We start from the raw sequence: 23,306 nt of genomic DNA, 5'->3' as shown, positions 1-23,306 counted from the left end.
CTCCGGCCAAATCGCAGGAGAATCATATCATTGATGGTGTTTTCACACAGCCTGGGTCATTTTCGACAGATTCGCCGGCGCGTGTGGACTAGTCGATGTCGGCTTTACCCCGAAAGCGCCGAAGCCGAGCCAGGACCAGACGCGTTGCGTTTGACCGGACGTCTGTGACCCAAACTCCGAAATGGGAGGCTCCGATCATGCGCTATGAACTCGCCGATTGTGAATGGGTTGCCATAGCCGGTGCTGCCCAACAAGCCGGGTGAGCAATCTGCTTCAGCCCCTTATCTCTACCGCGTTCCTAACAGAGTCGAACGGTTCTTCAATCGGATCAAGCAATGTCGTCAGGTCGCGATACGCTACGACAAGTTCGCCGCCAATTACCTTGCCTTCGTCCAGCTTGCATCCATTCGGCGGTGATTTGCTGCGCGTTATGAGTCCACACCCTAGCTGGGTTGGGCCGTGACGACGGACCATTTTTCTTCTCGTGCCCCGGACGCAAGCAGCACGAGTGCGGCGAGCCGGCCCCATTCTACTGTGCATGGGGTTGTTTTCGCGATTTTGTGTCTGGGCTCTGCGTGCCGCCGAAGAGGCACTGCGCTGGAAGACTCTTTGAAGATTGATGAATGCCCGGATCCCGGCTACGCCAAGGCTTCGCCGGGCAGCGAAGCCGGCAAGCCCGGGCATGCCGAGTACGCAGCCACTACATCAGCAAATCGATCAGATGCGGGATCAGCGGAATGTCTGCGGGCGGCATCGGGTAATCGCGCAGCTTGTTGGCGCGGACCCAGGCCAGTTGCTGGCCTTCGCGCGCGATCACCATGCCTTCCCAGCGCCGGCAGATGTAGAGCGGCATCAACAGATGAAAGCTTTCATAGGCGTGGCTCGCAAACGTCAGCGGCGCCAGGCATGGCTCGCTGACGTCGATCCCGATCTCCTCATGCAGCTCGCGGACCAGGGTCTGCTCCGGCCGCTCGCCGGGCTCGACCTTGCCGCCGGGAAATTCCCACAAGCCTGCGAGCGCCTTTCCTTCCGGGCGCTGCGTGATCAGCACGCGCTTGTCGGTATCGACGAGGGCGCAGGCGACCACGAGAGTGAGCTTGATATCAGCCATGCGCCGCTGTCTCGCTTATGAACGATAATCGCCATTGATCGCGACATATTCCTTGGTGAGGTCGCAGGTCAGCACACGGTCGCGGCCCTTGCCGAGGCCAAGCGCAACCTTGATCTGGATCTTCGGGTTCTTCATCACCTCGGAAACCTCCGCCTCGTTGTAGGACGGATCGCGCGCACCGCTCTTGGCGACGCGAATGCCGTTGAACGAGATCGAAAGCTTGTCGCGGTTGGCGGGCTCGCCGGCCTTGCCGACCGCCATCACCACGCGACCCCAATTGGCGTCCTCGCCGGCGATCGCCGTCTTCACCAGCGGCGAATTCGCGATCGACATGGCGATCTTGCGCGCGGAGTTCTTGGTGGTTGCGCCTTCGACGATAACCTCGACCAGCTTGCGCGCGCCTTCGCCGTCGCGGGCCACCTGCTCGGCAAGGTTGGCCAGCACACCCTGGAAGGCCTTGGCAAACGCCTTTAGCCGCGGATCGCTGGCGCGGTTGATCTTTGGCGCGCCATCGTCGGCGGCCGCGCCGGTAGCGAAGGCCAGCAGCGTATCCGAGGTCGAGGTGTCGCTGTCGATGGTGATGGCGTTGAAAGTGTCCTCGACGCCGATCTTGAGCAGCGACTGCAGCACGGCGGACGACAGCGGCGCATCGGTAAACACGAAAGACAGCATGGTCGCCATATCGGGCGCGATCATGCCGGCGCCCTTGGCCATGCCGTTGATCGTGACCTTGGCCTTGCCGAGCTTCACCGTAGCGGTTGCGACTTTCGGAAAGGTATCGGTGGTCATGATGGCCTTCGCCGCGTCCACCCAGTGGTCGGGCGCGGCGGCATCCGCCAACGTTGCCAGCACGCCGTCGAACTTGGTGGCGTCGAGCGGCTCGCCGATCACGCCGGTCGACGCAAGGAACACCTCATTGGCGCTGCAGCCGACCGCTTTTGCGGCGATCGAGGCCGTCAGTGCCGTCGCCTGCCGGCCGGTCTTGCCGGTGAATGCATTGGCGTTGCCGGAATTGACCACCAGCGCGCGGGCGCCGCGGCCGAGTTTGGCGCGGCACCATTCCACCGGCGCGGACGGGCATTTCGATTTGGTGAACACGCCGGCAACCGTGGTGCCTTTGTCCATGACGGCGAGCAGCACGTCAGTGCGCCCCTTGTAGCGGATGCCGGCGGCGGCGGTGGCAAGCTTCACGCCCGCAATAGCAGGCATGTCGGGCACGTCGGTCGGGGCGAGGGGGGAAACTGAAGTGGACATGCGAGCACCTTCTTCGACCAGATCAACCGTAGCCGGACCTGCGCCGGCATCCACGTCTTCGAGGCCTATAACAGGTCCCCGGACATGGAACGGCCGGGCGCTTCGGCCCGGCCATGACGATGGTAGATACTATCGGTCTCGAAGAAGTGACAGCGATTTTTTACTTCTTCGTCGGCGCCATCTTGGAATCCGATGGCTTTGCGGCATCCGGCTTGGTGGCCTCGGCCGGCTTATCCATGCGCTCGACCTTGGCGGCCTCGCGCAGCTTGGCGACGTATTCGGCCTGCGCCTTGCGCGTCACATAGGTCTCGATCTGGGCCTTGACCTGCTCGAACTCGGGCGCCTTGCGGGCGCGCTTTTCCTCGACCTTGATGAGGTGCCAGCCGAATTGCGACTTGACGGGATCAGAGATCTTGCCGGGTTCGAGCGTGAAGGCGACGGCGGAGAATTCCGGCACCATCTGTTCCTTGGTGAAGAAGCCGAGATCGCCGCCATCGGAAGCGCCGGGGTCCTTGGACTTCTTCTTCGCCAGTTCGGCGAAGTCGCCGCCCTTCTTCAGCTCTTCCGCGATCGCCTTGGCCTCGTCCTCGGTCTCGACCAGAATGTGCCGGGCGTGGACTTCCATTTCCCCGGTGATCTGCTTGGCGGCCTCCTCATAGACCTGCTTCATGGCCGCATCGGTGGTCGCAGCCTTGCCCTCGGTGGCGAGCAGGCTGTCCATCAAAAGGCGGCTGCGCGTGAACGCCAGGCGCTTCTTGAAGTCTTCGGAATTCTCGACCTTCTTTTCCTCGGCGGCCTTGGCGACGATCTTGAGGTCGATCAGGAAGGCCAGCACGTTGTCCTTCTTGGTCGCCGGGTCCATTTGCGCGAGGCTGGGGCCGAGTTCCTCTTCCGCGAGCGCGACGTCGCTCTGGCGGATCTCCGCACCGTTAACCTTGGCGAGAACGGGGTTGTCCTGGGCGCGAACCGGCAGTCCGGCGGCAAGAACCGCAGCCAGACAGGCCATTGCGGCCAAAGAACCCCGTGAGCAGGCCGTGCCGAAGCGCAGGCCGGTTTTCGTTTCCGGGAACGAGGTGGTCATGGAAAATCCTTGTCTTGAAGAGGGGCGCCAAAGGCGGCGGGACACTCGCCCAATCATGCGGCCTTGGCAACGCGAAAAGTCTGTCAAAATGATGAATTCCTTGACATATGGACCCACGTTGACAAGGCCCGAACCCGGCCATATCTGTGCCCGATCGTACAGCGGCGATAGCGCTTATTTTGCTGCGTTTTTTGCCGTTGAACCTTGGATTGCTTGATTCCCACTCATTAGGCGGATAACGCCCCGGAACGGGGTATTTGCCGCCGTGCGTCACGGTGAGTTGATAGGCAATTTGGTGATCCATCACGGCTTGCAACGCAAGTAACGGCAAAGGCAGGAATTGGCATGATCGGCGCGCTCGCCCGCAAGTTTTTCGGCTCCGCCAACGACCGGCGGGTAAAGGGATATCAATCCCGCGTCAACGCCATCAACGCGCTTGAGCCCGAGCTCGCGAAACTCTCCGATGAGGCGCTGAAAGCCCGCACCGCCGAATTCCGCCAGCAGCTCGCCGACGGCAAGACGCTCGACGACATTCTGGTTCCAGCCTTCGCCACCGTCCGCGAGGCCGCCAAGCGCACCCTCGGCCAGCGGCATTTCGACGTCCAGTTGATCGGCGGCATGGTGCTGCATGAGGGCGACATCGCCGAGATGAAGACCGGCGAAGGCAAGACGCTGGTGGCCACGCTCGCGGTCTATCTCAACGCGCTGGCTGGCCGGGGCGTCCACGTCGTCACCGTCAACGACTATCTCGCCCGCCGCGATAGCGCATGGATGGGCCAGATCTACAATTTCCTCGGCTTGACGGTCGGCGTCATTGTCCATGGTCTCGATGATGGCGAGCGCAAGGAAGCCTATTCGCGCGACATCACCTACGGCACCAACAACGAATACGGTTTCGATTATCTGCGCGACAACATGAAGTACCGGCTGGAGGACATGGTCCAGCGCGGCCATTTCTACGCCATCGTCGACGAAGTCGACTCGATCCTGATCGACGAGGCGCGCACGCCGCTGATCATCTCCGGCCCGCTCGACGACCGCTCGGAATTCTACAACACCATCGATACCTTCTTCCCCCAACTCGACAAGACCGATTACGAGGTCGACGAGAAGCAGCGCACGGTGACGCTGACCGAAGCCGGCATGGAGAAGATCGAGACGCTGCTGCGTGACGCCGGCCAGCTCAAGGGCGAGTCGCTCTACGACGTCGAGAACGTCTCGGTCGTGCACCACATCAACCAGGCGCTGCGGGCGCATTCGCTGTTCACTCGCGACAAGGACTACATCGTCCGCGACGGCGAAGTCATCATCATCGACGAGTTCACCGGCCGCATGATGCCGGGACGGCGCTATTCCGAAGGCCTGCACCAGGCGCTGGAAGCCAAGGAACACGTTCAGGTCCAGCCGGAAAACCAGACGCTGGCCTCGATTACGTTCCAGAACTATTTCCGGATGTACGAAAAGCTCGCGGGCATGACCGGTACGGCTGCGACCGAAGCCGACGAATTGTTCGACATCTACAAGCTCGAGGTCGTGGAAATCCCGACCAATCTGCCGGTGGCGCGTCTCGACGAGGACGACGAGGTCTACCGCACCCAGACCGAGAAATACGCCGCCATCCTGGCCGAGATCGAGCGCGCCAATGCGCGGCTGCAGCCGGTGCTGGTCGGCACCGCCTCGATCGAAAAGTCGGAAGTGCTGGCCGATTATCTGAAGAAGCACGGCTACAAGCAGATCGATTTCGGCAACGACGCCGCGCTGGAAAAGCTCTATGCCGCGGCGCGCGCCGGCAAGCCGGCAAAGCTGTTTGCGGTGCTGAACGCGCGCTTCCACGAGCAGGAAGCCTATATCGTTGCCGAGGCCGGCGTGCCCGGCGCGATCACGATCGCGACCAACATGGCCGGCCGCGGTACCGACATCAAGCTCGGCGGCTCGCTCGAGATGCGGATCCTTCAGGAGACCGCTGACATCACCGACGAGGCCGAGAAGGCCAAGAAGATCGAACAGATCAAGGCCGACATCGAGCGCTTCCGCGAGATCGTGCTGAAGGCCGAGGAAGTGGTGGAGCTCGAGCCTGCCAAGGGCTCAAAGGCGGCCAAGACCGTGACCAAGCCCGGCGGGCTCTACATCATGGGCTCGGAGCGCCATGAATCCCGGCGCATCGACAACCAGCTTCGCGGCCGCTCCGGCCGTCAGGGCGACCCCGGGCGCTCGAAATTCTTCCTGTCGCTGGAAGACGATTTGATGCGGATCTTCGGCTCCGACCGGCTCGACACCATGCTGCAGCGGCTTGGCCTGAAGGAGGGCGAGGCCATCATCCATCCGTGGATCAACAAGGCGCTGGAGAAGGCGCAGCAGAAGGTCGAGGCGCGCAACTTCGATATCCGCAAGAACCTGCTCAAGTTCGACAACGTCCAGAACGACCAGCGCAAGGTGATCTTCGACCAGCGCGTCGAACTGATGAGAAGCGACAGCGTGGCCGAAATGGTCACAGATATGCGTCACGACTTCATCGACGACATCGTCACCAAGCACGTGCCCGAGCACGCCTATGCCGAGCAGTGGGATGTCGCCGGCCTCAAGGAAGAATTGAAGCGCGTGCTCGACATCGATCTGCCGGTCGATGAATGGGCCAAGGAAGAAGGCATTGCCGACGAGGAACTGCTGACGCGGATCGAGCAGCGCGTCGACGAGCACATGGCGGCAAAGGTCGCGCAATGGGGTCCCGACGTGATGCGCTACGTCGAGAAAACCATCCTCTTGCAGACGCTCGACCACCTCTGGCGCGAGCACCTGATCATGCTCGATCATCTGCGTCAGGTGATCGGTCTGCGCGGCTATGGCCAGCGCGATCCCTTGCAGGAATACAAATCGGAAGCCTTCGGCCTGTACGAGGCAATGACCGCGCATCTGCGCGAGGCGGTGACGGCGCAATTGATGCGCGTCGAGATCGTGCCGCCGGAAGAGCAGCAGCCGGTGCTGCCGGCGATGGAAGCGCACAAGTTCGACCCCAATACCGGCGAAGACGAGATGGCCTTTGCCAGCGCCTCGCTGGTGCCCCAGGCTCTGGCGGCCGATCGCGATCCGAAAAACCCCGCAAGCTGGGGCAAGGTCGGCCGCAACGAGGATTGTCCTTGCGGAAGCGGCAAGAAGTACAAGCACTGCCACGGCAAGTACGCCTGACATCGCGCACACCCGCGGCGAATATCCGCGCGTGTGACCCTTTGTCGCCGCAACATCCAATATCTTTCCGGCGAGAGTCAGTCCCGCGTGCCGCGGAACCTGCCGACAGGAGCGCGGTGTCGGTCGCGCTTCGCTTGCTCAGTTCGAACTGTCGATCAAGCTTTCCAGGAGCCGTTTCAGCTCGTTGGTCGACTTGTCGCCATAGCTCTCCACGATGTGCTCCTCCTGGCTCACCGCCAGCGAGTTCAGCCGCTTGCTAAGCGCCTTGCCGCGGTCGGACACGAACATCAGGACCTTGCGGCGGTCCTTGGGGTCCTGAACGCGGTAGACCAGCGCGTCAGACACCATGCGGTCGACCATCTTGGTCAGTGTGGGATGGTTGAGCAGCACCGCGTCCGCAAGCTCGCCCATCGAATGGCCGTTGCCGTCGGACAGAACTTTAAGGATGCGCCATTGCTCGACCGGCACGCCTTCCTTGCTCAAGCGCATTTCCAACTGCCGGTTGATCTCCCGGTTGGCTTGCGCGAGCAAATAGGCGAGGTGTTCGGTGATGGGGGAATTGTCTTTGGGCGGTTTGGCCACGGCTGAAACTTCGTCTTGATCCGAATGTGAGTGAATGTCCGGCAACGAGTGCCGTTTCTATATGCACTTCAATTGTTGAATATTCAATATTTTCCAATAAGATATTTCTCCAACCATGGAAGGGCGGATGCCGCGGCCGCCCGCGGGATGTGTTTTGGTCTGGTGCCAGACAGGAGTTGGCGTGCGTTCGACGGTAAACTTCCCTGCTTCCGGCGGCCCTACGTTTCCGCCGCAGTTGCTGTTTCGAAACCTATCGGCGGCGGATGATCGCGCCTTGTCGCCGGACGATCATGCCTTCTTCAGGCGGCGCGGCGCCGGGAACAGGCTTCGGATCGGGGGCTTCATATGCTGCACCGGCTCTCCCGGGGTTTGGGGCCCATCCGCCACGAGCAGTGCGCAGCTTGCGGTCGCGGAGATCAACAAGCGCGGCGGTATCCTTGGACGCGAGATCGAGCTTTCGATCTACGATGCAGGCGGGCCGCTCGACGACGTCCTGCGTCGCGCCGAGCAGGCAATCGGGTTCGACGAAGTCGATCTCATCGTTGGCTTGCACACCAGTGCGGTCCGCGTGGCTCTGCGCAAGATTACACGTGGCCGCGTGCCCTATGTCTACACCCCCGTTTACGAAGGCGGCGAACAGACGCCGGGCGTGATGGCGATCGGCGAGACGCCGCGCTGGCAGATCCGGCCGTCGATCCATTGGCTCAGCGAGGTCAAGAAGGCCGCGCGCTGGTATCTGATAGGTAGCGACTATGTCTGGCCTTGGCAGTCGCATCGCGCGGTGAAGCGGTACATCAAGGAAGCCGGCGGCCACGTTGTCGGCGAGGAGTTCGTCCCGCTCGGTGAGGATAATCACGAGCCGCATCTGGCGCGCATCCGCGCCGCGCGGCCCGACGTTGTGCTGATCTCCCTGATCGGAACCGACAGCATCACCTTCAATCGCGCCTTCGGCGAATCCGGGCTCGCTGCCACCATGCTGCGGTTTGCCGGAGCGATGGACGAAACCGTGTTGCTCGGCATCGGCGCCGACAACAGTGAGAACCTGTTCTGCGCGTCCGGCTACTTCCCCTGTGTCGGCTCGCGCGCCAATGACGAATTCATGGGCGGCTATCGCGCGACGTTCGGTCTAAATGCCCCGCCGATCGGCTCGCTCGGTCAATCAAACTATGAAGGGTTGCGCTTTCTTGAAGCCGCGGCCAACCAGGCCGGCACGCTGGCGATGGGGCCCTTGTTCGCGGCGGGGCGCAATGTCGTTTATAGCGGCGCGCGCGGACCGGTGATCGTCCGTGATGGTCGTGTTCGGATGCAGATGTATCTCGCCGAGGCCGATGGCCTCGACTTCAAGGTGATCAAGGCAATCTAGCAACGTCGGAACAATCTTCCTCTGTCGAAATCCGAAATAATACTTGAAAAGGAAAATATTTCCGTTTTGAATACGCGCGCAAAGGCCACGGTTCGCACGCGATAAGCGGGCCGTCGGCTGCACGCCCAGGGATCAAAAAGCTTCAGGAGAGCGTCGTGTCAGTCGTCCTTCCAACACCAACGCAACTTCGCGCCGTCGCCGAACAATGCGGCCTGTCACTCACCGACGAGGACGTCGCTTCGTTCCGCAGTCTGATGCAAGGTTCGATCGATGCCTACAACCTCGTCGCAGCGATGCCGGACGAGGTGCCGCCGGTGAAATATCCGCGCACGCCCGGCTACCGGCCTCAGCCGGAGGAAAACCCGCGCAACGCCTGGTATCGCAAGTCGACGGTGAAGGGCGCCAGCTCCGGCAAACTCAAGGGCAAGACGGTCGCGCTGAAGGACAACATCATGTTGGCCGGCGTGCCCATGATGAACGGGTCGGCCACGCTGGAAGGCTACGTGCCCGATTTCGACGCCACCATCGTCACGCGGATGCTGGACGCGGGCGCCGAGATCGCCGGCAAGGTTCACTGCGAATCCTTCTGCATGTCCGGCGGCAGCCACACCAACGCGGTGGGGCCTGTGCACAATCCGCACAAGATGGGCTATTCGGCCGGCGGCTCGTCGTCGGGCAGCGGCGTCGTCGTTGCGCTTGGCGAGGTCGACATGGCGATCGGCGGTGACCAGGGCGGTTCGATCCGGATGCCATCCTCGTTCTGCGGCACATACGGGATGAAGCCGACCTGGGGACTGGTTCCGTACACCGGTATCATGCCGATCGAAATTTTCGTCGACCATACTGGGCCGATGACGGCAACGGTGGCCGACAACGCGTTGTTGCTGGAGGTGATCGCCGGCGACGACGGCTACGATCCGCGCATCAAGGCGCCCAAGGTCGAGGAGTACACCAAGGCGCTCGGCGGCGGCGTCAAGGGGATGAGGATCGGCATACTCAAGGAAGGTTTCGAGCAGCCAATGGCGGAGGCTGCGGTGAATGAAAGTGTGCGCGAAGCGGCCAAGCGCTTCCGCGATCTCGGTGCCTCGGTCGAGACGGTCTCGATCCCGATGCATTTGACCGGCCCGGCAATCTGGACGCCGATCGGCACCGAAGGCATGACGCAGACCATGATGTATGGCGACGGCTACGGGCTGAGCCGTGGCGATCTCTATTCGACGTCGCTGATGGATTTCCATCGCGGCTGGCGCCGGCAAGCCGACTCGCTGTCGGAGACCACGAAGCTGTTCCTGCTGCTCGGCACCTACATCAACAACAATTTCGGCCCGCGCTACTATGGCAAGGCGCTCAATATCTCGAGGCGGCTGACCGCTGCCTACGACAAGGCCTTCAAGGACTACGATCTGCTGCTGCTGCCAACGACGCCGATGAAGGCGACGCCGCTGCCGCCGGCCGACGCCAGCCGCGAAGACTACGTCGCCCGCGCGCTGGAAATGATTTCGAATACCGCGCCATTCGACATCACCCATCATCCCGCAATGTCGTTGCCCTGCGGCATGGTGGACGGTCTTCCGGTGGGCTTGATGCTGGTCGGCCGGATGTTCGAGGAATCCACGATCTATCGTGCCGCGCACGCCTTCGAGCAAATCGGCGACTGGAAGAAAATGTGAGCGGCGTTTTGACGCGGGCCGGTTGGATCGCAAAGCATGGCTAGCACCTTCGTTGCGGCGTTCGAGATCCTGAGCTTTGGCGCGATCATCGTGCTGGTCGTGCTCGGGCTCGGGATCATCGCCAGCATGATGGGGATATTCAACTTCGCGCAGGGCGAGTTTGTCCTGCTCGGCGCTTACGTTACCTATCTGGCGCATAGCCGCGGGATTCCGATCTGGGCCGGCATGGTGGCTGCGCCGTTCATCGTCGGCGGGCTCGGCTTCGTGCTGGAGGCGCTGATCATTCGGCGTTTCTACGCCGCGCCCATCGTGGCGATGCTGGGGACCTACGCGCTCGGCCTGATAGTCCGTGAGAGCGTGCGCGGCCTGATCGGCGGCTTCTACCTGACGGTGCCGGAGCCGATCGGCGGATCGATCGATATCGGCACGATGCACATCTCGGCGTGGCGGTTCACGATCATCGTCATCACGCTGCTGGTGATGGCGGGCTGCTATCTATTGCTGTCGCGGACCAGCTTCGGCCTTCGCGTGCGAGCCACGCTGGAGAATCCAGCTCTGGCGCGGGCGTCGGGAATTTCCACGCCCCTGATCTATGGCGCCACCTTTGCCTTCGGGGCCGCGCTGGCGGGGCTTGCCGGCGCGTTGATCGTGCCCGTGTTCAGCCTGTTCGCCGATCTCGGCATACGCTTCCTGATCCAGGGTTTTGTCGCGGTCATGGTCGGCGGTGTCGGATCGTTTATCGGGCCGGTTGCCGGAGCCGGCGTGATCGGAACGCTCAGTGCCGCGCTGCCCTGGGTCATGGCGCCCGTGGTCGCCGACGTCCTCGTCTTCGTACTCGCCATCGTCTTCATCAAATTCCGGCCGCAAGGCCTCATCGCGGGAAAAGGGGTTTAGTCTCATGTTTGCTGATCGCCTTGAATTGACGCGCCGTCGTTTCCTCAGCGGCTTTGCTTTCATGACCGGCGCGATTGCGACCGGGGCCGGTAGCTGGGTGGTCAGGCCGAACTGGGCGAATGCCGCCGAAGGCCCGATTAAGGTCGGTATCGCAACCGACCTGACCGGCCCGATCGCTTATGCCGGAAATGCTGACGCCAACGTCGCTAAGATGGTCATCAAGCAGATCAACGCTGCCGGCGGCCTGCTCGGCCGTCCGCTCGAGCTCTATATCGAGGACACCGCCTCCAACGAATCGGTCGCCGTCGGCAACGTTCGCAAGCTGATCCAGCGCGACAAGGTCGACATGGTGCTGGGCGGCATTACCTCTTCGATGCGCAATGCGATCAAGGATCCGATCGTGGCGCGCGGCAAGACGCTCTACATCTATCCGCAGCTCTACGAAGGCAAGGAGTGCACGCCCAATCTGTTCTGCACCGGACCGACCCCGGCGCAGCAATGCGACGAGTTCATTCCATGGCTGATCAAGAACGGTGGCAAGAAATTCGCGCTGCCGAGCGCCAATTATGTCTGGCCGCACACGCTCAACGTCTATGCCCGCAAGGTCATCGAATCCAGCGGTGGCGAGGTCGTGTTCGAGGAATACTACCCGCTCGACCAGGTCGATTTCTCAGCCACCGTAAATCGCATCATCTCGAACAAGGTGGACGTGGTCTTCAATACCGTAATCCCTCCCGGTGTCGGTCCGTTCTTCAAGCAGCTCTACGAGGCTGGCTTCCTGAAGAATGGTGGGCGGCTGGCCTGCGTGTACTATGACGAGAATACGCTCAACATCAATCAGGCCAGCGAGATCGAGGGGCTCGCGAGCTGTCTCGACTACTTCAAGGCGCTGACCAAGGACGATCCGGTCAGCGCCAAGATCCAAGCGGCCTATGAGAAGGATTTCCCCGGCAACTTCCTGTTCGCCGCCGGCAGCGCGGCGACCGGCACCTACCGCGGGCTGAAGCTGTGGGAAGCGGCGGTCAAGGAAGCCGGCAAGATCGATCGCGATGCGGTGGCCGCGGCGCTCGATCACGCCAAGATCGCGGAAGGCCCCGGCGGACCGGCCGAGATGGTGCCGGGCAAGCGGCACTGCAAGATGAAGATGTATACCGCTGTTGCCAAAGGCGGGAACTATGAGATCGTGGGCCGCAGCGATGGCCTCGTCGATCCCAAGGAATGCTGAGTGATCCATGGGTGCAGCAAAGCAGGCCCTTCGCGCAACGGCGAGTCAGGCGCCCGGCATTTCGATGGCTGACGGTGGATTGGATCGAGCATTGCCGGCGCAACAAGCGGCGGCGGGACGAAAGGTGCTCCCGATCGTGGAAGGGGCGGTGCTGATCGCAGCGCTGATCGTGCCGCTGGTTCTGCAGGACTATCTCACGGTGTTCGCCACCCGTGTCATTATCCTCGCCCTGTTCGCGCTCTCGTTCGATCTGGTGTGGGGATATGCCGGCATCATGAGCTTCGGTCAGGCCCTGTTCTTTGGGTCGGCCGGTTACGGCGTTGCACTGATGGCGCGCGACCTCAACATCACCTCGATCTTTCTGGTGCTGCCGGCGGGAACATTGATCGGGCTCACCACCTCGCTGCTGCTCGGTGGCTTTCTGCTGCTCGGCCGGCATCCCTCGAGCGTGATCTTCGTTGCACTCGGTACCCTGACCGGATCCTACGCCGCCGACCGCCTGGCGCGCGGCTGGTACTATCTCGGCGGACAGAACGGCATTCCTTCGATTCCGTCGATGTCGCTCGGCAGCTACGACATTACCGAGGGACCGGTCTATTACTATTTCGCGCTCGGCACTCTGGTCGTGGTCTATCTGCTGTGCCGTTTCCTGGTGCGCTCGCAGTTCGGCCTGGCATTGGCGGGACTTCGCGAGAACGAGCAGCGCATCGCCTTCTTCGGATACAAGGCGCAACACCTGAAGGCGATTGTTTTCGCCGTGGGCGGCACCATTGCAGGCCTTGCAGGTAGTCTCTACGCATTTCACGAGGGCTTCGTCTGGCCCAATATGGTCGGCGTGGTAATCTCGACACAGGTCGTGCTTTACGTTTTATTCGGCGGATCGGGCACATTGATCGGCGCGGTTATCGGCGCCGTTATCATCGAGGGCGTCAGCTTCTGGCTGTCGGACAATTATCGCGACATCTGGCCGATCCTTCTCGGCGTGTTGCTGCTGCTGGTGATACTGTTCCGCCCGCTCGGGCTGATCAGCTTCGTGCTCGGCGAACGCGAGCGCGTCGGCAGTTTTGGGGCGGGGCCGAAGGAGAAGCGCAATGCCGCTCCTTGAGGCGACCGGTATCGTCAAGGTGTTTGGCAAGCTCACCGCGCTCGACGGTGCAGCGCTGACGATAGGCGAAAACGAGTTTCACGGCCTGATCGGGCCGAACGGCTCGGGAAAAAGCACCCTGATGAAGTGCGTCGCGGGCGCCGAGATGCCGACCCAAGGCAAGGTCAGCTTCGTCAACCGCGATATCACCCTGCTGTCGCCGACCGAGCGAGCCCGCGCCGGCATGAGCCTGAAATTCCAGATCACCAGCGTGCTGCCGACACTGACGCTGTACGACAACATCCTGCTGGCTTTGCAGGCGCAATCGTCGTTGTTCGATCTGGTGTTCTCTCGCACGCGCGGCGTGCTGCACGATCAGGTAATGAGGATGCTGAGCCAGTTCCGCCTCGCCGATCGCGCGCATGACGCTGCCGCGGCGCTGTCGCACGGGCAGCAGCAATGGCTGGAAATCGCTATGGCGCTCGCAGCCAAGCCGCGGCTGCTGCTACTGGACGAGCCGACCGGCGGCATGAGTCTGGAAGAACGCCGCGTTACCGGCGAACTCCTGCAGCCTATTAAGCAGCATTGTTCGCTTGTGATCGTCGAACACGATCTGGATTTCATCCGCGATATCTGCGACCGCCTGACCGTGATCGATCAGGGTCGTGTGCTCGCGTCCGGAACGGTCGCCGAGATCCAGGCCAACAAGAGCGTCCAGGAGATTTATCTGCGTCGTGCCTGAACAGACATTTCTCGACATACGGCATATCGAAGCCGGCTATGGCCGCAGCCAGGTCCTGTTCGATGTCAACATCGGCATTCCCTGGCGCGGCGGCGTCGCGGTGCTCGGCCGTAACGGAGCCGGCAAGACCACGCTGATGAAGACGATCGTCGGCGAGCTTGCAAGCTCGAAGGGCGAATTGTTTCTCGACGGCCGTGACATCACCCGGCGCCGGACCGAGGAGCGGGTCCGCTCCGGCATCGGCTACGTGCCGCAGGAGCATTCGGTGTTCGCTCGGCTCTCGGTGCGCGACAATCTCGCAGTCGGCTCGCTGTTCAACGTTGATCCGGCCGCGGTCGATCGGATCCTGACCATCTTCCCGAAGCTCGGGCAGCGGCTCGACCAGCCGGCCGGCACGCTGTCGGGCGGCGAGCGCAAGATGCTGGCGATCGGACGCGCGATGCTTGGCGATCCCAAATTGCTGCTGCTGGACGAGCCGACCGAAGGCGTGTGGGTCGGTGTGATCGAGGAGATCACCGAGCGGCTAATCGAGTTGGCCAAGCAGATCGCGGTCGTCATCGTCGAGCAGCATCTCGATCTCGCGCTGCGCGTCGCCGATTATGCCTATGTGCTCGATCGCGGCAGGGTGGCGCTGCAAGGCGCTGCTGGCGAGGTGCGGAGCGATCCGGAACTATTGCGCTATCTCGCCCCGTAGCGTTCGCCGAGGGTGCGCCGGCGTCGACGGTTAGTCCGGCTATGAAAGTGTTGCGGCGCCTTACTTCACCGCACCGAAGCGGCTATCGAACGAGTTTGTGGACATGATCGGCGCGGAGCCTGCGACCTGATTGTCCTTGGCGGCAGGTGCTGGGCTATCTGACACTGACGGCTTCAGCGGCGGGCGGCTGGCGGCGGCGTGTTTGACGTCGGGCTTTGCTGCCGTCGTCGTCTTCGGCGCAGCAGCTTCCGGCCGCGGCGGCTGCTTGGTCTCGGCTGCCTTCGGTTTAGATGGCGGCGTGCTGGCCGTGGCGTCGGCTGCGCCGCCGAGGCCGACCTTGCGAGCAAGGCTGGAGAAGAAGCCGTCATTCTGCTCAGTCGGCGCCGCATTGGCGACCCGCGTCGAAGCTGGGCTAGAGGCAGGAGCAGCGGCAGGAGCAGCAGCCGCCGGTACTGCGGCCAGTTTCGGCTGCTCCGGCGGACCCCTCAGCAGGTTTTCAGACGGAGCTGGAGCTTTCGGCGGATTGACGTGGGAGGGAACGGTGCCTGGCGCCCGCGCCATCAGCGACAGGGTCGAGCCGTCGCCAGGCTCCGAAAGCCCGGTGCTGCCTTCGGGCACGCTGGCGGCGAACACCCTGTGCATACCGCCGTCGATACCGGTGTTGATCCGCGCCACCGGCGTTCCCTTTGCGATCAGCCGCGCGGTCTCGGCAATATCGGTGGCCTGCTTCTCGCGCACGGCGTCGGCGATTTCATCGGGGATCACATAGGCCGGGCACTTGGAAGACGCCTCGAATACCGGGTCCTTGGTCGCGCTCGGCGGCTTGGCCGCGTCGAACACGTATTTCTTTTCGCAGAAATCGACCTTCGGCTCCTGCCGCGTCACCTCGAAATGATCATTGCCTTCCTTGATCATTTTCCAGAACGGCATGTGCGGATTGTTGCGGTGCTTGGCCATATTGGCCGGCGTCATGCGGAACGGATAGGCCTGCAACTGGAACGACTTCTGGCCGCCAAAGAAGGATTCGCGGCCCAGCGAATAAATTTCCGCGATCTGCTCGTCGGTCATCGCGTAGCAGCCGCGCGAGGAGCAGTCGCCATGCACCATCAACTGCGAGCCGGTGCGTCCCAATGCTTTGTCGAACGCATTGGGATAGCCGGTGTTGAAGGAGAGATAATAGGCCGACTGCGGGTTCATCTGCGCCGGCGAGATCGAGTAGAAGCCTTCCGGCGCCTGGCGGTCGCCTTCGCGAACCTTTGGGCCGAGATCGCCCGACCAGCGGCAGATCGGGTAGGTCTTCAATAGCGCGAAACGGCCGGAGCGGTCCTGCTTCCAGATCTCCAGTTCGGCTTCCTGCTTGAACAGCCGGACCAGGATCGGAGACTGCAGGTCCATGTCCTTCGCCGTCATGTCGGCGATCAGTTTTGGCGGGACTGGCTGGTTGGCCTTGGCGTTGTTGGCCAGCGAGATGCCGTCACTGTTGCAGCCGGCCATCAACACGCCTGCGCCCACGAGGACAGCCGACGTGACGAGCGCGCGAACCAGCGAGCGGTTATTCAAAGGCTAAGCTCCACACCCACCGGGCATTCTCGCACCCCAAATCAACAGCGACATGCCCTGAAGCCATTGTCTAAAATATTACCCATTGCCCCCCTGCGCCGCAACCCGAACGGGGCCGTCCAGCGGATGCTGCGGCAGGCATGGTCAACAGAAACTAAAGACCGGGCTCTGGGCCTAATTGCGGCCGAATCATGCACGCTGGCGAAAATAATGGCCGTTTAGAGGTCGTTAATATTTGGAGCGATTAGCCCGACCGACCTTACCGAGGCAGCGTCGATCGGGACGGAGCGATCAGCCGAGCTTGCGGCCGATATCGAGGAATTTCTGCCGCCGATGACGGCGGACAGCATCCGCGTCGAGATTGCGGAGGTCGTTGAAGGCCTCCGCGATGGCATCGCCGGTGGCCGAGATCATGGCGGCAGAATCGCGATGGGCGCCGCCGGCGGGCTCTTTCAGGATCTGGTCGATGACGCCGAATCGCAGCATGTCCTGCGCGGTGATCTTCATGCTGGTGGCAGCTTCCTGCGCCTTGGTGCCGTCGCGCCACAGGATCGAGGAGGCCGCCTCCGGCGAGATCACGCTGTAGATCGCGTGTTCGAACATCAAAACCTTATTCGCGGTGGTGATGGCGATGGCGCCGCCGGACATGCCTTCGCCGGTGATGATCGCGACATTGGGCACGCCGAGCGACAGGCAGGCGTCGGTGGAGCGCGCGATCGCTTCCGCCTGGCCGCGTTCCTCAGCGCCGATGCCAGGATAGGCGCCGGCGGAATCGACGATCGACAGCACGGGAATGCCGAAACGATCGGCCAGCTCCATCAGCCGCACGGCCTTGCGATAGCCTTCAGGCCGGGCCATGCCGAAATTGTGCTTGATACGGCTCTCGGTCGAGGCGCCCTTTTCCTGGCCAACGACGCAGATGCTCTCGCCGCGGAAGCGGCCGAAGCCACCCATCAGGGCCTCGTCCTCGCCGAATTTGCGGTCGCCCGCCATCGGCGTGAAGTCCGTGATCAGCGCGTTGACGAAATCGGTGAAATGCGGGCGCTGCGGATGGCGCGCCACCAGCGTCTTCTGCCACGGCGTCAAATTGGCGTAGAGATCGGCCAGCGCCTGGGACGCCTTGTCCTCGATGCGCGCAATCTCGTCGCCGATGTCGCTGCCGGACGCCGCCAGCGCGCGCAATTCGTCGATCTTGGACTCGAGTTCGGCGACTGGTTTTTCGAAGTCGAGATAGCTGCGCATCTGTTCCGGCATCAAGACAATATAGGTAACAACGCGCTGTGAGGCGAAGCGGTTTTCGATTCACCTCAAGAAAGCACGCATATTCAATGATTTAGCGCATATCTCGGTCCGGATAACCCGGTTTGCCGAAAGCGCGCCAAACAAGGCCGCGGACGGGATGGCTGTTTCGGGGGAGAAGCCGCGGAAGTCAAGGCGGGAGTTCATCTACCTGTCATCCCTGCGTTTCGCAGGGACGACTACGACTTCTCCGCCAGCGGATGCAGGTCGCGCACCAGGCTCTTCAGCCGTTCCTCGACCACATGGGTATAGATTTGTGTGGTCGAGATGTCGGTGTGGCCGAGCAGGGTCTGCACGATGCGCAGGTCCGCGCCGTTATGCAGCAGATGGCTGGCAAAGGCGTGGCGCAGCACGTGCGGCGAGACCAGCCGCGGCGCGAGGCCTGACGCCGCTGCCAATTCCTTCAAGTCGCGCGCAAAGTGCTGGCGGGTCAGATGGCCGCTCTCGCCGAAGGAGGGAAACAGCCACTTCGATACAACGGCGTTTTTCTTCTTCTCGGGCTTGAGCGCTTCCATGGCGGCGAGATAATCGGCCATCGCCTGCCTTGAGGCTTCGTTGAGCGGCACCAGCCGTTCCTTGTTGCCCTTGCCGCGCACCATGATCATGCGGGCATCGCGCCGCGCGGCCGACAGCGGCAATGCCACCAGCTCCGAGACGCGCAAGCCGGTGGCGTAGAGCACTTCCAGCAGACAATACAGCCGCATCGCGCGCAGCCGCTGTTGCGGCGAGGCGTTCTCGGCCTCGGTCAATTCCTTGGCCCGCGTCAGCATGCGGTCGACATCCGATATCGACAGCACCTTCGGCAGCCCGCGGCCGCGCTTCGGGCCGGACAGGATCGCGGCCGGATCGTCGGCGCGGATACGCTCGTTGAGCAGGAAGCGGAACAGATGTCGCATCGCCGATAGCCGCCGCGCCACGCTGGAGGATTTGAAGCCGCGGGTGTCGAGATCGGCGAGGTAGTCGCGCAGCACGTCGGTTCCGGCACGGGTAAAGTTCTGTCCGGCCTGCCCAAGAAATTCGGAGAAATCGGTGAGGTCGCGCCGATAGGCGTCGAGCGTATTGTCTCCCGCCCCCTGTTCCGCCGCGAGCATGTCGAGGAACAGGTTTATCAGCTTCGTGTCGGAGGGTGTCGTGCGCATTCGCTATGATACCGCATGATCCGGGCAGGACGGAGACTTTTTCAAACACGCGCCTGCACGCGCATGCGGTTAGGACATCTGACTGATCGCCGTGGCTTGCGACCAGACGACCATCCATCGCCCGTCGCGATATTCGTAAGTGTCGGTGTGCCAGTAATCGCCGGGGACGACCTGGTGGCCACCGAACACGATCTCGAGCCTGGCGCGATACCGGATCACTGCACGGCCGTTGTGCTGCCGTACGGCAATAGGTCCGGGTTCCCACATGAGATATTTGATCTGGCCGCTTGCGATCGCACCCAGATATTCATCCTTGGATAGCGGCATTCCGATCGGCGTAATCAACTGGAACTCCGACGCATGAAGCGGCCCTGCCGCCTCCATGTCGCCGGCGACCAGGGCGCGAAGTCGGGACCGTTCGGTGTTGCGGATGTCCTCGGCTTCCGGCGAGCCGTCCATGTCGGTGGTGTGCGTTGGCATCGGTGTTGTCCAATTCTGTAAGGTGAGGATTAGAATGCGTGTGACGGCGCAACCTGCGGGTTTGACGCTGATTGCGCGGGTAAGGGAGCTGCCGCTCTACGCCCTGGCGATCAGACCATAGTCGATCAGGCTTTGGGCGCTGGCGCGAATGCAGTCCTCGTCAGGCCGCGCTCTCCAGTTCAGCACCCGATGCGCCTTGGCCGTGCTTACGCTGAGGTCGCGATCGAGTTCATGAATGATCATGCGCGAACGCGGGCTAAACGGAGCCATTGCCCTCACCATCCAGCTCGGCACTTCGCCTAGGGGCAAATCGGCAGCATAGGCTGGGAACGATTTTGCCAGCACGGCGGCCAATTCTCTCAACCAGAAAAATCCTCCGCCGATGATGAAGCGCTGGCCGGAAGCGTCCGGACAGGTCATGGCGCGGATATGGGCATCGGCCGCATCGCGCACGTCCACGACCGCGAAGCCGAAGCGCGGGACACGTTTCAGCTTGCCGCTCATCATTTGCTGGATCAGCCCGACCGATGTGCCGTATTGCGGACCGAGCAGCGGGCCGAAGATCATGCCCGGATTGATGACGGCCAGATCGAGTCCGGTCTTCTTGGCAAAGGTCCACGCCGCCTGTTCGGCCAGGGTTTTCGACCTGTAGTAGGGCGTGGCCCGCGCGCTGGTGGGGTCAGTCCAGTCGCTCTCGGTATAGGGAGCCTGACCGCTGCCGTGATTGGTAGCGGCGATCGAGGATGTCAGCACCACGCGCGCGACGCCGGCGTTATGGGCCGCGCGCAGCACCCGTAGCGCGCCTTCTCGCGCGGTCTCGATCAATTCGTCCGCATTCTTCGGCAAGCCCGCCGGAAACGGCGACGCCGTATGAATGACGTAGCGGCAACCCTTGAGCGCGTCATCCCATCCGGCATCGAAGCAAAGATCGGCCTGTACAAAGCTGAGCGCCTCGGCCCCGGCGGGTGCGGCGGCACAAAGCTGGCTTCCGATCCGGTCACAGGCGGTAAGGCTGCGGACGGTGCCGCGAACGCGATAGCCGCTCGCCAGCAATTGCCTCGCGATATGTCCGCCGAGAAATCCACCGATGCCGGTGACGAGCACCGTGGCGGCGGCCGCAGGATCATTCAACTTGGTAGGCATTCCGATTCAATCCTTTAGGGCCGCCGAATGGTGATGACTAGACAGATAGACGAATATTGTCTAATCGTCTTTTGACTGATTAGACAAATGCTGTCAATCTGTCTCAGATGAATCAGAGCGGCCAAAAATCTGAGGCTATTCTGGACGCGGCGCTTCCGGTCTTTGTCCGTCACGGTTTTCGCAAGACATCGATGGCCGACATCGCGCGCGCCGCGCGCATGTCCCGGGCGGCGCTTTATCTGAGCTTCAGCAGCAAGGAAGAACTGTTTCGGGCGGGGTCGGCGCGGGCGCACGCCCGGGCGATGCGAAAGGTCGAAGCCGCGCTCGCAGGTGACGGCGATGTTTTCAGTCGGATTGAAACGGCAATTGCCGCTTTCCAGCGGGAATTAGTTGCGCCTTTCGCCGGCAGCGGCGACGCGGCGGAACTGTTCGAAACCAATATGGCGTTGGCCCGAGACGTCACGCTCGCGGCGCGCGCCGAGCTAGTGGCCCTCCTTGCCCAAGCGCTAACCAACGCGCAGGCGACAGGAGCGATCACCTTGGATGCTCTGCGTGCCACGCCTGCCGATGTAGCCGCCATCATTGTTGCGGCCATGGAGGGTATCAAGGACGCACAAGTCGCGGGCCACGATCTGCTCGAAGATACGCGGCTGTTCCTGCGTCTACTGCGCAAAGCGCTGAGTCGTTAATTTGCCAGCCGTCTGATCCTCGCAACCAGCGGTTATCTCTTGAGGAACTTGTCTGCGGGAATGGTGACCGTCATTTCCCGGGGGCTTGGATTGACGAAATTCGCCAGCGCGAAAATCACGCCATAGATCACTCCGGCTATCACGCCGACGACCGTCAGAAAGCGGAACAAGCTGGGCATAGGGGGCTCAGGGCGGCGAATTAACCAATGAAATCATCCAACATGTTCCCATCCCCGTGGCAAGAGTCTCTGGCAACTGCGTCAGTCGGGGTAGTATAGGTGTCACGAAGCGGTGGAAGTCCGCAAAACCACAGAGTTTTTTGATGTCCGAGACCGCCGCAGCGGCCCAGGCGAGCGCCCCCCAGGAGGCCGACATTACGTCGGCTCTGGGACGGCGTTCGGTTGTGCTGGTTGGCATGATGGGGGCCGGCAAGTCGACCATCGGCCGCCGCCTGGCGGCGCGGCTGCGGCTGCCATTTCTCGACGCCGATATCGAGATCGAGGCGGCCGCCGGCATGTCGATTCCGGATATTTTCGAAACCCATGGGGAGCCGCATTTCCGGGACGGCGAGGCGCGGGTGATTGCGCGGCTGCTCGATAGCGGTCCGGCCGTGATCGCCACCGGCGGCGGCGCCTTCATGCGCGAGGAGACCCGCAATCGGATCCGCGACAAGGCGGTCTCGATCTGGCTCAAGGCGGACGTCGACGTCATCATGAAGCGCGTGAGGCGCCGCGCCGACCGGCCGCTGCTGCAGACTGAGGATCCGACTGCCACCGTCAGCCGTCTGCTTGAAGCGCGCGAGCCGGTCTACCGGAGCGCTGACGTGACCATTCTGTCTCGCGACGTGCCGCACGATCGAATCGTCGATGAATGCATCGAGGCCCTGCGCGTCCGGCTGTGTGCCGGCGCCCCGGCCTCCCAGCCAACAACCGACGGGATGAACGTCACGCCATGACTGCGCCGCTGAAACATTCCGCCGATATCACGGTCGACGTCGCCCTCGGCGACCGCGCCTATGACATCGTGATCGGCCGCGGCGTGCTGGATACGCTCGGCGCGCGCGTCGCTGCGCTGCGCCCCGGCGTGCGAACCGCCATCGTCACCGACCGCACCGTCGCAAAGCACTGGTTGGAGCAAACCGAGCGCTCGCTTACCGAAGCCGGTGTCCCGACGTCACGCGTGATCGTCGAGGAAGGCGAGGTATCAAAGACCTATGCCGGTCTCGAAAAGGTCTCCGAAGCGCTGATCGCGGCGAAGATCGAGCGCAACGATCTGGTGATTGCGCTCGGCGGCGGCGTGGTCGGCGATCTCGCCGGTTTTGCGGCAGCGATCCTGCGCCGCGGCGTCGATTTCGTGCAGGTGCCGACCTCGCTTTTGGCCCAGGTGGATTCCTCGGTCGGTGGCAAGACCGGCATCAATTCGCCGCAGGGCAAGAATCTGCTGGGCGCGTTTCATCAGCCGGTGCTGGTCATCGCCGATACGTCGGCGCTCGACACGCTGTCGCCGCGCCAGTTCCGCGCCGGCTATGCCGAGGTCGCCAAATATGGCGTGCTTGGCGATGAAGCCTTTTTTACCTGGCTCGAAGCCAACCATGCCGACATCTTTTCCGGTGGCGCGGCGCGCGAGCACGCGATTGCAACCTCCTGCCGCGCTAAGGCAGCGATCGTCTCCCGCGACGAGCGAGAAAATGGCGAGCGCGCGCTGCTCAACCTCGGCCACACCTTCGGCCATGCGCTGGAGGCCGCGACCGGCTTTTCCGACCGCCTGTTCCACGGCGAGGGCGTCTCCGTCGGCATGGTGCTGGCGGCGGAGTTTTCGGCGAAACTCGGCATGATCTCCGAGACCGACGCCACCCGGGTCGAGCGCCATCTTGCTTCTGTCGGCCTGCCGACCCATTTGCAGGACATCGCAGGCTTTGCCCAGGAAGGGCTGGCCGATGCCGATGCCCTGATGGCGCTGATGGCGCAGGACAAGAAGGTCAAGCGCGGCAAGCTGACCTTCATCCTGCTGCAGGCGATCGGCCGCGCGGTGGTTGCAAACGACGTCGAGCCGGCGCTGGTTCGCGATTTCCTGCAACAGAAGTTGTCGGGATGACGGGATTGTCGGGCGGCTT

General features: G+C 62.5%; 21 protein-coding genes and 1 pseudogene. 12 read left to right on the top strand and 10 right to left on the bottom strand.

Annotated features, from left to right (window positions below; all coding sequences use genetic code 11):
• Positions 1-285: 285 nt before the first annotated feature.
• Positions 286-417, top strand: a pseudogene (locus KJQ96_RS20620) (IS5/IS1182 family transposase); the annotation flags it as partial.
• A 283-nt stretch (positions 418-700) separates the two neighbouring features.
• On the opposite strand, the gene mutT reads toward KJQ96_RS20620, so the two are convergent.
• The 3 genes from mutT to KJQ96_RS20605 all read right to left on the bottom strand — a co-directional run bounded on the left by mutT (position 701) and on the right by KJQ96_RS20605 (position 3,446).
• The gene (mutT, locus tag KJQ96_RS20615) at positions 701-1,111 is read right to left on the bottom strand and encodes an 8-oxo-dGTP diphosphatase MutT (protein WP_213288376.1); all 411 of its coding nucleotides are present in this window, start codon (positions 1,109-1,111) and stop codon (positions 701-703) included.
• A gap of 15 nt (positions 1,112-1,126) precedes the next feature.
• Complete coding sequence (argJ, locus tag KJQ96_RS20610; protein ID WP_213288375.1) at positions 1,127-2,365, bottom strand: bifunctional glutamate N-acetyltransferase/amino-acid acetyltransferase ArgJ; 1,239 nt, start codon at positions 2,363-2,365, stop codon at positions 1,127-1,129.
• Positions 2,366-2,525: 160 nt separating this feature from the next.
• Complete coding sequence (locus KJQ96_RS20605) at positions 2,526-3,446, bottom strand: peptidylprolyl isomerase (protein WP_213288374.1); 921 nt, start codon at positions 3,444-3,446, stop codon at positions 2,526-2,528.
• A gap of 345 nt (positions 3,447-3,791) precedes the next feature.
• Between KJQ96_RS20605 and secA the strand changes: the two genes are divergently transcribed.
• A complete protein-coding gene (gene secA, locus KJQ96_RS20600; RefSeq protein WP_213288373.1) occupies positions 3,792-6,629 on the top strand; it encodes a preprotein translocase subunit SecA in 2,838 nt (945 codons plus the stop codon).
• 138 nt (positions 6,630-6,767) lie between these two features.
• On the opposite strand, the gene KJQ96_RS20595 is transcribed toward secA, so the two are convergent.
• Complete coding sequence (locus KJQ96_RS20595; RefSeq protein WP_028347666.1) at positions 6,768-7,211, bottom strand: MarR family winged helix-turn-helix transcriptional regulator; 444 nt, start codon at positions 7,209-7,211, stop codon at positions 6,768-6,770.
• Positions 7,212-7,392: 181 nt separating this feature from the next.
• On the opposite strand from KJQ96_RS20595, the gene KJQ96_RS20590 reads away from it, so the two are divergent.
• The 7 genes from KJQ96_RS20590 to KJQ96_RS20560 all read left to right on the top strand — a co-directional run bounded on the left by KJQ96_RS20590 (position 7,393) and on the right by KJQ96_RS20560 (position 14,883).
• Positions 7,393-8,574, top strand: a complete 1,182-nt coding sequence (locus KJQ96_RS20590) for a substrate-binding domain-containing protein (RefSeq protein WP_309142444.1) — start codon at positions 7,393-7,395, stop codon at positions 8,572-8,574.
• Between the two features lie 155 nt (positions 8,575-8,729).
• Positions 8,730-10,244: an amidase gene (locus KJQ96_RS20585; RefSeq protein ID WP_213288371.1), complete on the top strand. Its 1,515-nt coding sequence runs from the start codon at positions 8,730-8,732 to the stop codon at positions 10,242-10,244.
• Between the two features lie 36 nt (positions 10,245-10,280).
• Positions 10,281-11,138, top strand: coding sequence for a branched-chain amino acid ABC transporter permease (locus tag KJQ96_RS20580; RefSeq protein ID WP_213288370.1), 858 nt, complete (start codon positions 10,281-10,283; stop codon positions 11,136-11,138).
• A gap of 4 nt (positions 11,139-11,142) precedes the next feature.
• Positions 11,143-12,363: a substrate-binding protein gene (locus KJQ96_RS20575; RefSeq protein ID WP_213288369.1), complete on the top strand. Its 1,221-nt coding sequence runs from the start codon at positions 11,143-11,145 to the stop codon at positions 12,361-12,363.
• A 64-nt stretch (positions 12,364-12,427) separates the two neighbouring features.
• Positions 12,428-13,468 (top strand): branched-chain amino acid ABC transporter permease, encoded by a 1,041-nt coding sequence (locus KJQ96_RS20570; protein ID WP_249734280.1) that lies wholly within the window; start codon positions 12,428-12,430, stop codon positions 13,466-13,468.
• Positions 13,455-14,189, top strand: coding sequence for an ABC transporter ATP-binding protein (locus KJQ96_RS20565; RefSeq protein WP_213288367.1), 735 nt, complete (start codon positions 13,455-13,457; stop codon positions 14,187-14,189). The genes KJQ96_RS20570 and KJQ96_RS20565 overlap by 14 nt, the downstream gene beginning before the upstream one ends.
• On the top strand, positions 14,182-14,883 hold the full coding sequence (locus KJQ96_RS20560) for an ABC transporter ATP-binding protein (protein ID WP_213288366.1): 702 nt from the start codon (positions 14,182-14,184) through the stop codon (positions 14,881-14,883). Before KJQ96_RS20565 ends, KJQ96_RS20560 begins: the two co-directional genes overlap by 8 nt.
• Positions 14,884-14,943: 60 nt before the next feature.
• On the opposite strand, the gene KJQ96_RS20555 is transcribed toward KJQ96_RS20560, so the two are convergent.
• From KJQ96_RS20555 to KJQ96_RS20535, 5 genes are all read right to left on the bottom strand, one after another.
• Positions 14,944-16,443 carry a murein L,D-transpeptidase family protein gene (locus tag KJQ96_RS20555; protein ID WP_213288365.1) on the bottom strand — a complete coding sequence of 500 codons (1,500 nt, stop codon included), beginning with the start codon at positions 16,441-16,443 and terminating at the stop codon, positions 14,944-14,946.
• 291 nt (positions 16,444-16,734) lie between these two features.
• Positions 16,735-17,697 (bottom strand): acetyl-CoA carboxylase carboxyltransferase subunit alpha, encoded by a 963-nt coding sequence (locus KJQ96_RS20550; protein WP_213288364.1) that lies wholly within the window; start codon positions 17,695-17,697, stop codon positions 16,735-16,737.
• Between the two features lie 224 nt (positions 17,698-17,921).
• Positions 17,922-18,881: a site-specific tyrosine recombinase XerD gene (xerD, locus tag KJQ96_RS20545; protein ID WP_213288363.1), complete on the bottom strand. Its 960-nt coding sequence runs from the start codon at positions 18,879-18,881 to the stop codon at positions 17,922-17,924.
• A gap of 69 nt (positions 18,882-18,950) precedes the next feature.
• Positions 18,951-19,361: a nuclear transport factor 2 family protein gene (locus tag KJQ96_RS20540; RefSeq protein ID WP_213288362.1), complete on the bottom strand. Its 411-nt coding sequence runs from the start codon at positions 19,359-19,361 to the stop codon at positions 18,951-18,953.
• Between the two features lie 96 nt (positions 19,362-19,457).
• Complete coding sequence (locus KJQ96_RS20535) at positions 19,458-20,504, bottom strand: aldehyde reductase (protein ID WP_213288361.1); 1,047 nt, start codon at positions 20,502-20,504, stop codon at positions 19,458-19,460.
• 107 nt (positions 20,505-20,611) lie between these two features.
• Between KJQ96_RS20535 and KJQ96_RS20530 the strand changes: the two genes are divergently transcribed.
• Positions 20,612-21,193: a TetR/AcrR family transcriptional regulator gene (locus KJQ96_RS20530; protein ID WP_213288360.1), complete on the top strand. Its 582-nt coding sequence runs from the start codon at positions 20,612-20,614 to the stop codon at positions 21,191-21,193.
• Positions 21,194-21,225: 32 nt separating this feature from the next.
• Here KJQ96_RS20530 and KJQ96_RS20525 read toward each other — a convergent pair whose 3' ends face one another.
• Positions 21,226-21,372, bottom strand: a complete 147-nt coding sequence (locus tag KJQ96_RS20525; RefSeq protein WP_213251304.1) for a histidine kinase — start codon at positions 21,370-21,372, stop codon at positions 21,226-21,228.
• A gap of 143 nt (positions 21,373-21,515) precedes the next feature.
• Between KJQ96_RS20525 and KJQ96_RS20520 the strand changes: the two genes are divergently transcribed.
• Positions 21,516-22,148 (top strand): shikimate kinase, encoded by a 633-nt coding sequence (locus KJQ96_RS20520; protein ID WP_213288359.1) that lies wholly within the window; start codon positions 21,516-21,518, stop codon positions 22,146-22,148.
• The gene (aroB, locus tag KJQ96_RS20515) at positions 22,145-23,287 is read left to right on the top strand and encodes a 3-dehydroquinate synthase (protein WP_213288358.1); all 1,143 of its coding nucleotides are present in this window, start codon (positions 22,145-22,147) and stop codon (positions 23,285-23,287) included. The genes KJQ96_RS20520 and aroB overlap by 4 nt, the downstream gene beginning before the upstream one ends.
• Positions 23,288-23,306 lie beyond the last annotated feature (19 nt).

The organism is Bradyrhizobium sp. sGM-13 (assembly GCF_018398875.1).
In the GTDB taxonomy this organism is placed as follows: Bacteria; Pseudomonadota; Alphaproteobacteria; order Rhizobiales; family Xanthobacteraceae; genus Bradyrhizobium.
The sequence above is the reverse complement of the archived record's forward strand: the minus strand, read 5'-3'. Positions and strand labels throughout refer to the sequence as shown.

Bases quoted from the DNA above. Each gene is read 5' to 3' on its own strand.
- KJQ96_RS20580 (WP_213288370.1), top strand. From the start codon at position 10,281: ATGGCTAGCACCTTCGTTGCGGCGTTCGAGATCCTGAGCTTTGGCGCG.
- KJQ96_RS20535 (WP_213288361.1), bottom strand. From the start codon at position 20,504: ATGCCTACCAAGTTGAATGATCCTGCGGCCGCCGCCACGGTGCTCGTC.
- KJQ96_RS20605 (WP_213288374.1), bottom strand. From the start codon at position 3,446: ATGACCACCTCGTTCCCGGAAACGAAAACCGGCCTGCGCTTCGGCACG.
- KJQ96_RS20540 (WP_213288362.1), bottom strand. From the start codon at position 19,361: ATGCCAACGCACACCACCGACATGGACGGCTCGCCGGAAGCCGAGGAC.
- KJQ96_RS20550 (WP_213288364.1), bottom strand. From the start codon at position 17,697: ATGCCGGAACAGATGCGCAGCTATCTCGACTTCGAAAAACCAGTCGCC.
- mutT (WP_213288376.1), bottom strand. From the start codon at position 1,111: ATGGCTGATATCAAGCTCACTCTCGTGGTCGCCTGCGCCCTCGTCGAT.
- KJQ96_RS20525 (WP_213251304.1), bottom strand. From the start codon at position 21,372: ATGCCCAGCTTGTTCCGCTTTCTGACGGTCGTCGGCGTGATAGCCGGA.
- secA (WP_213288373.1), top strand. From the start codon at position 3,792: ATGATCGGCGCGCTCGCCCGCAAGTTTTTCGGCTCCGCCAACGACCGG.
- argJ (WP_213288375.1), bottom strand. From the start codon at position 2,365: ATGTCCACTTCAGTTTCCCCCCTCGCCCCGACCGACGTGCCCGACATG.
- KJQ96_RS20570 (WP_249734280.1), top strand. From the start codon at position 12,428: ATGGCTGACGGTGGATTGGATCGAGCATTGCCGGCGCAACAAGCGGCG.
- xerD (WP_213288363.1), bottom strand. From the start codon at position 18,881: ATGCGCACGACACCCTCCGACACGAAGCTGATAAACCTGTTCCTCGAC.
- KJQ96_RS20575 (WP_213288369.1), top strand. From the start codon at position 11,143: ATGTTTGCTGATCGCCTTGAATTGACGCGCCGTCGTTTCCTCAGCGGC.
- KJQ96_RS20530 (WP_213288360.1), top strand. From the start codon at position 20,612: ATGAATCAGAGCGGCCAAAAATCTGAGGCTATTCTGGACGCGGCGCTT.
- KJQ96_RS20520 (WP_213288359.1), top strand. From the start codon at position 21,516: ATGTCCGAGACCGCCGCAGCGGCCCAGGCGAGCGCCCCCCAGGAGGCC.
- KJQ96_RS20565 (WP_213288367.1), top strand. From the start codon at position 13,455: ATGCCGCTCCTTGAGGCGACCGGTATCGTCAAGGTGTTTGGCAAGCTC.
- aroB (WP_213288358.1), top strand. From the start codon at position 22,145: ATGACTGCGCCGCTGAAACATTCCGCCGATATCACGGTCGACGTCGCC.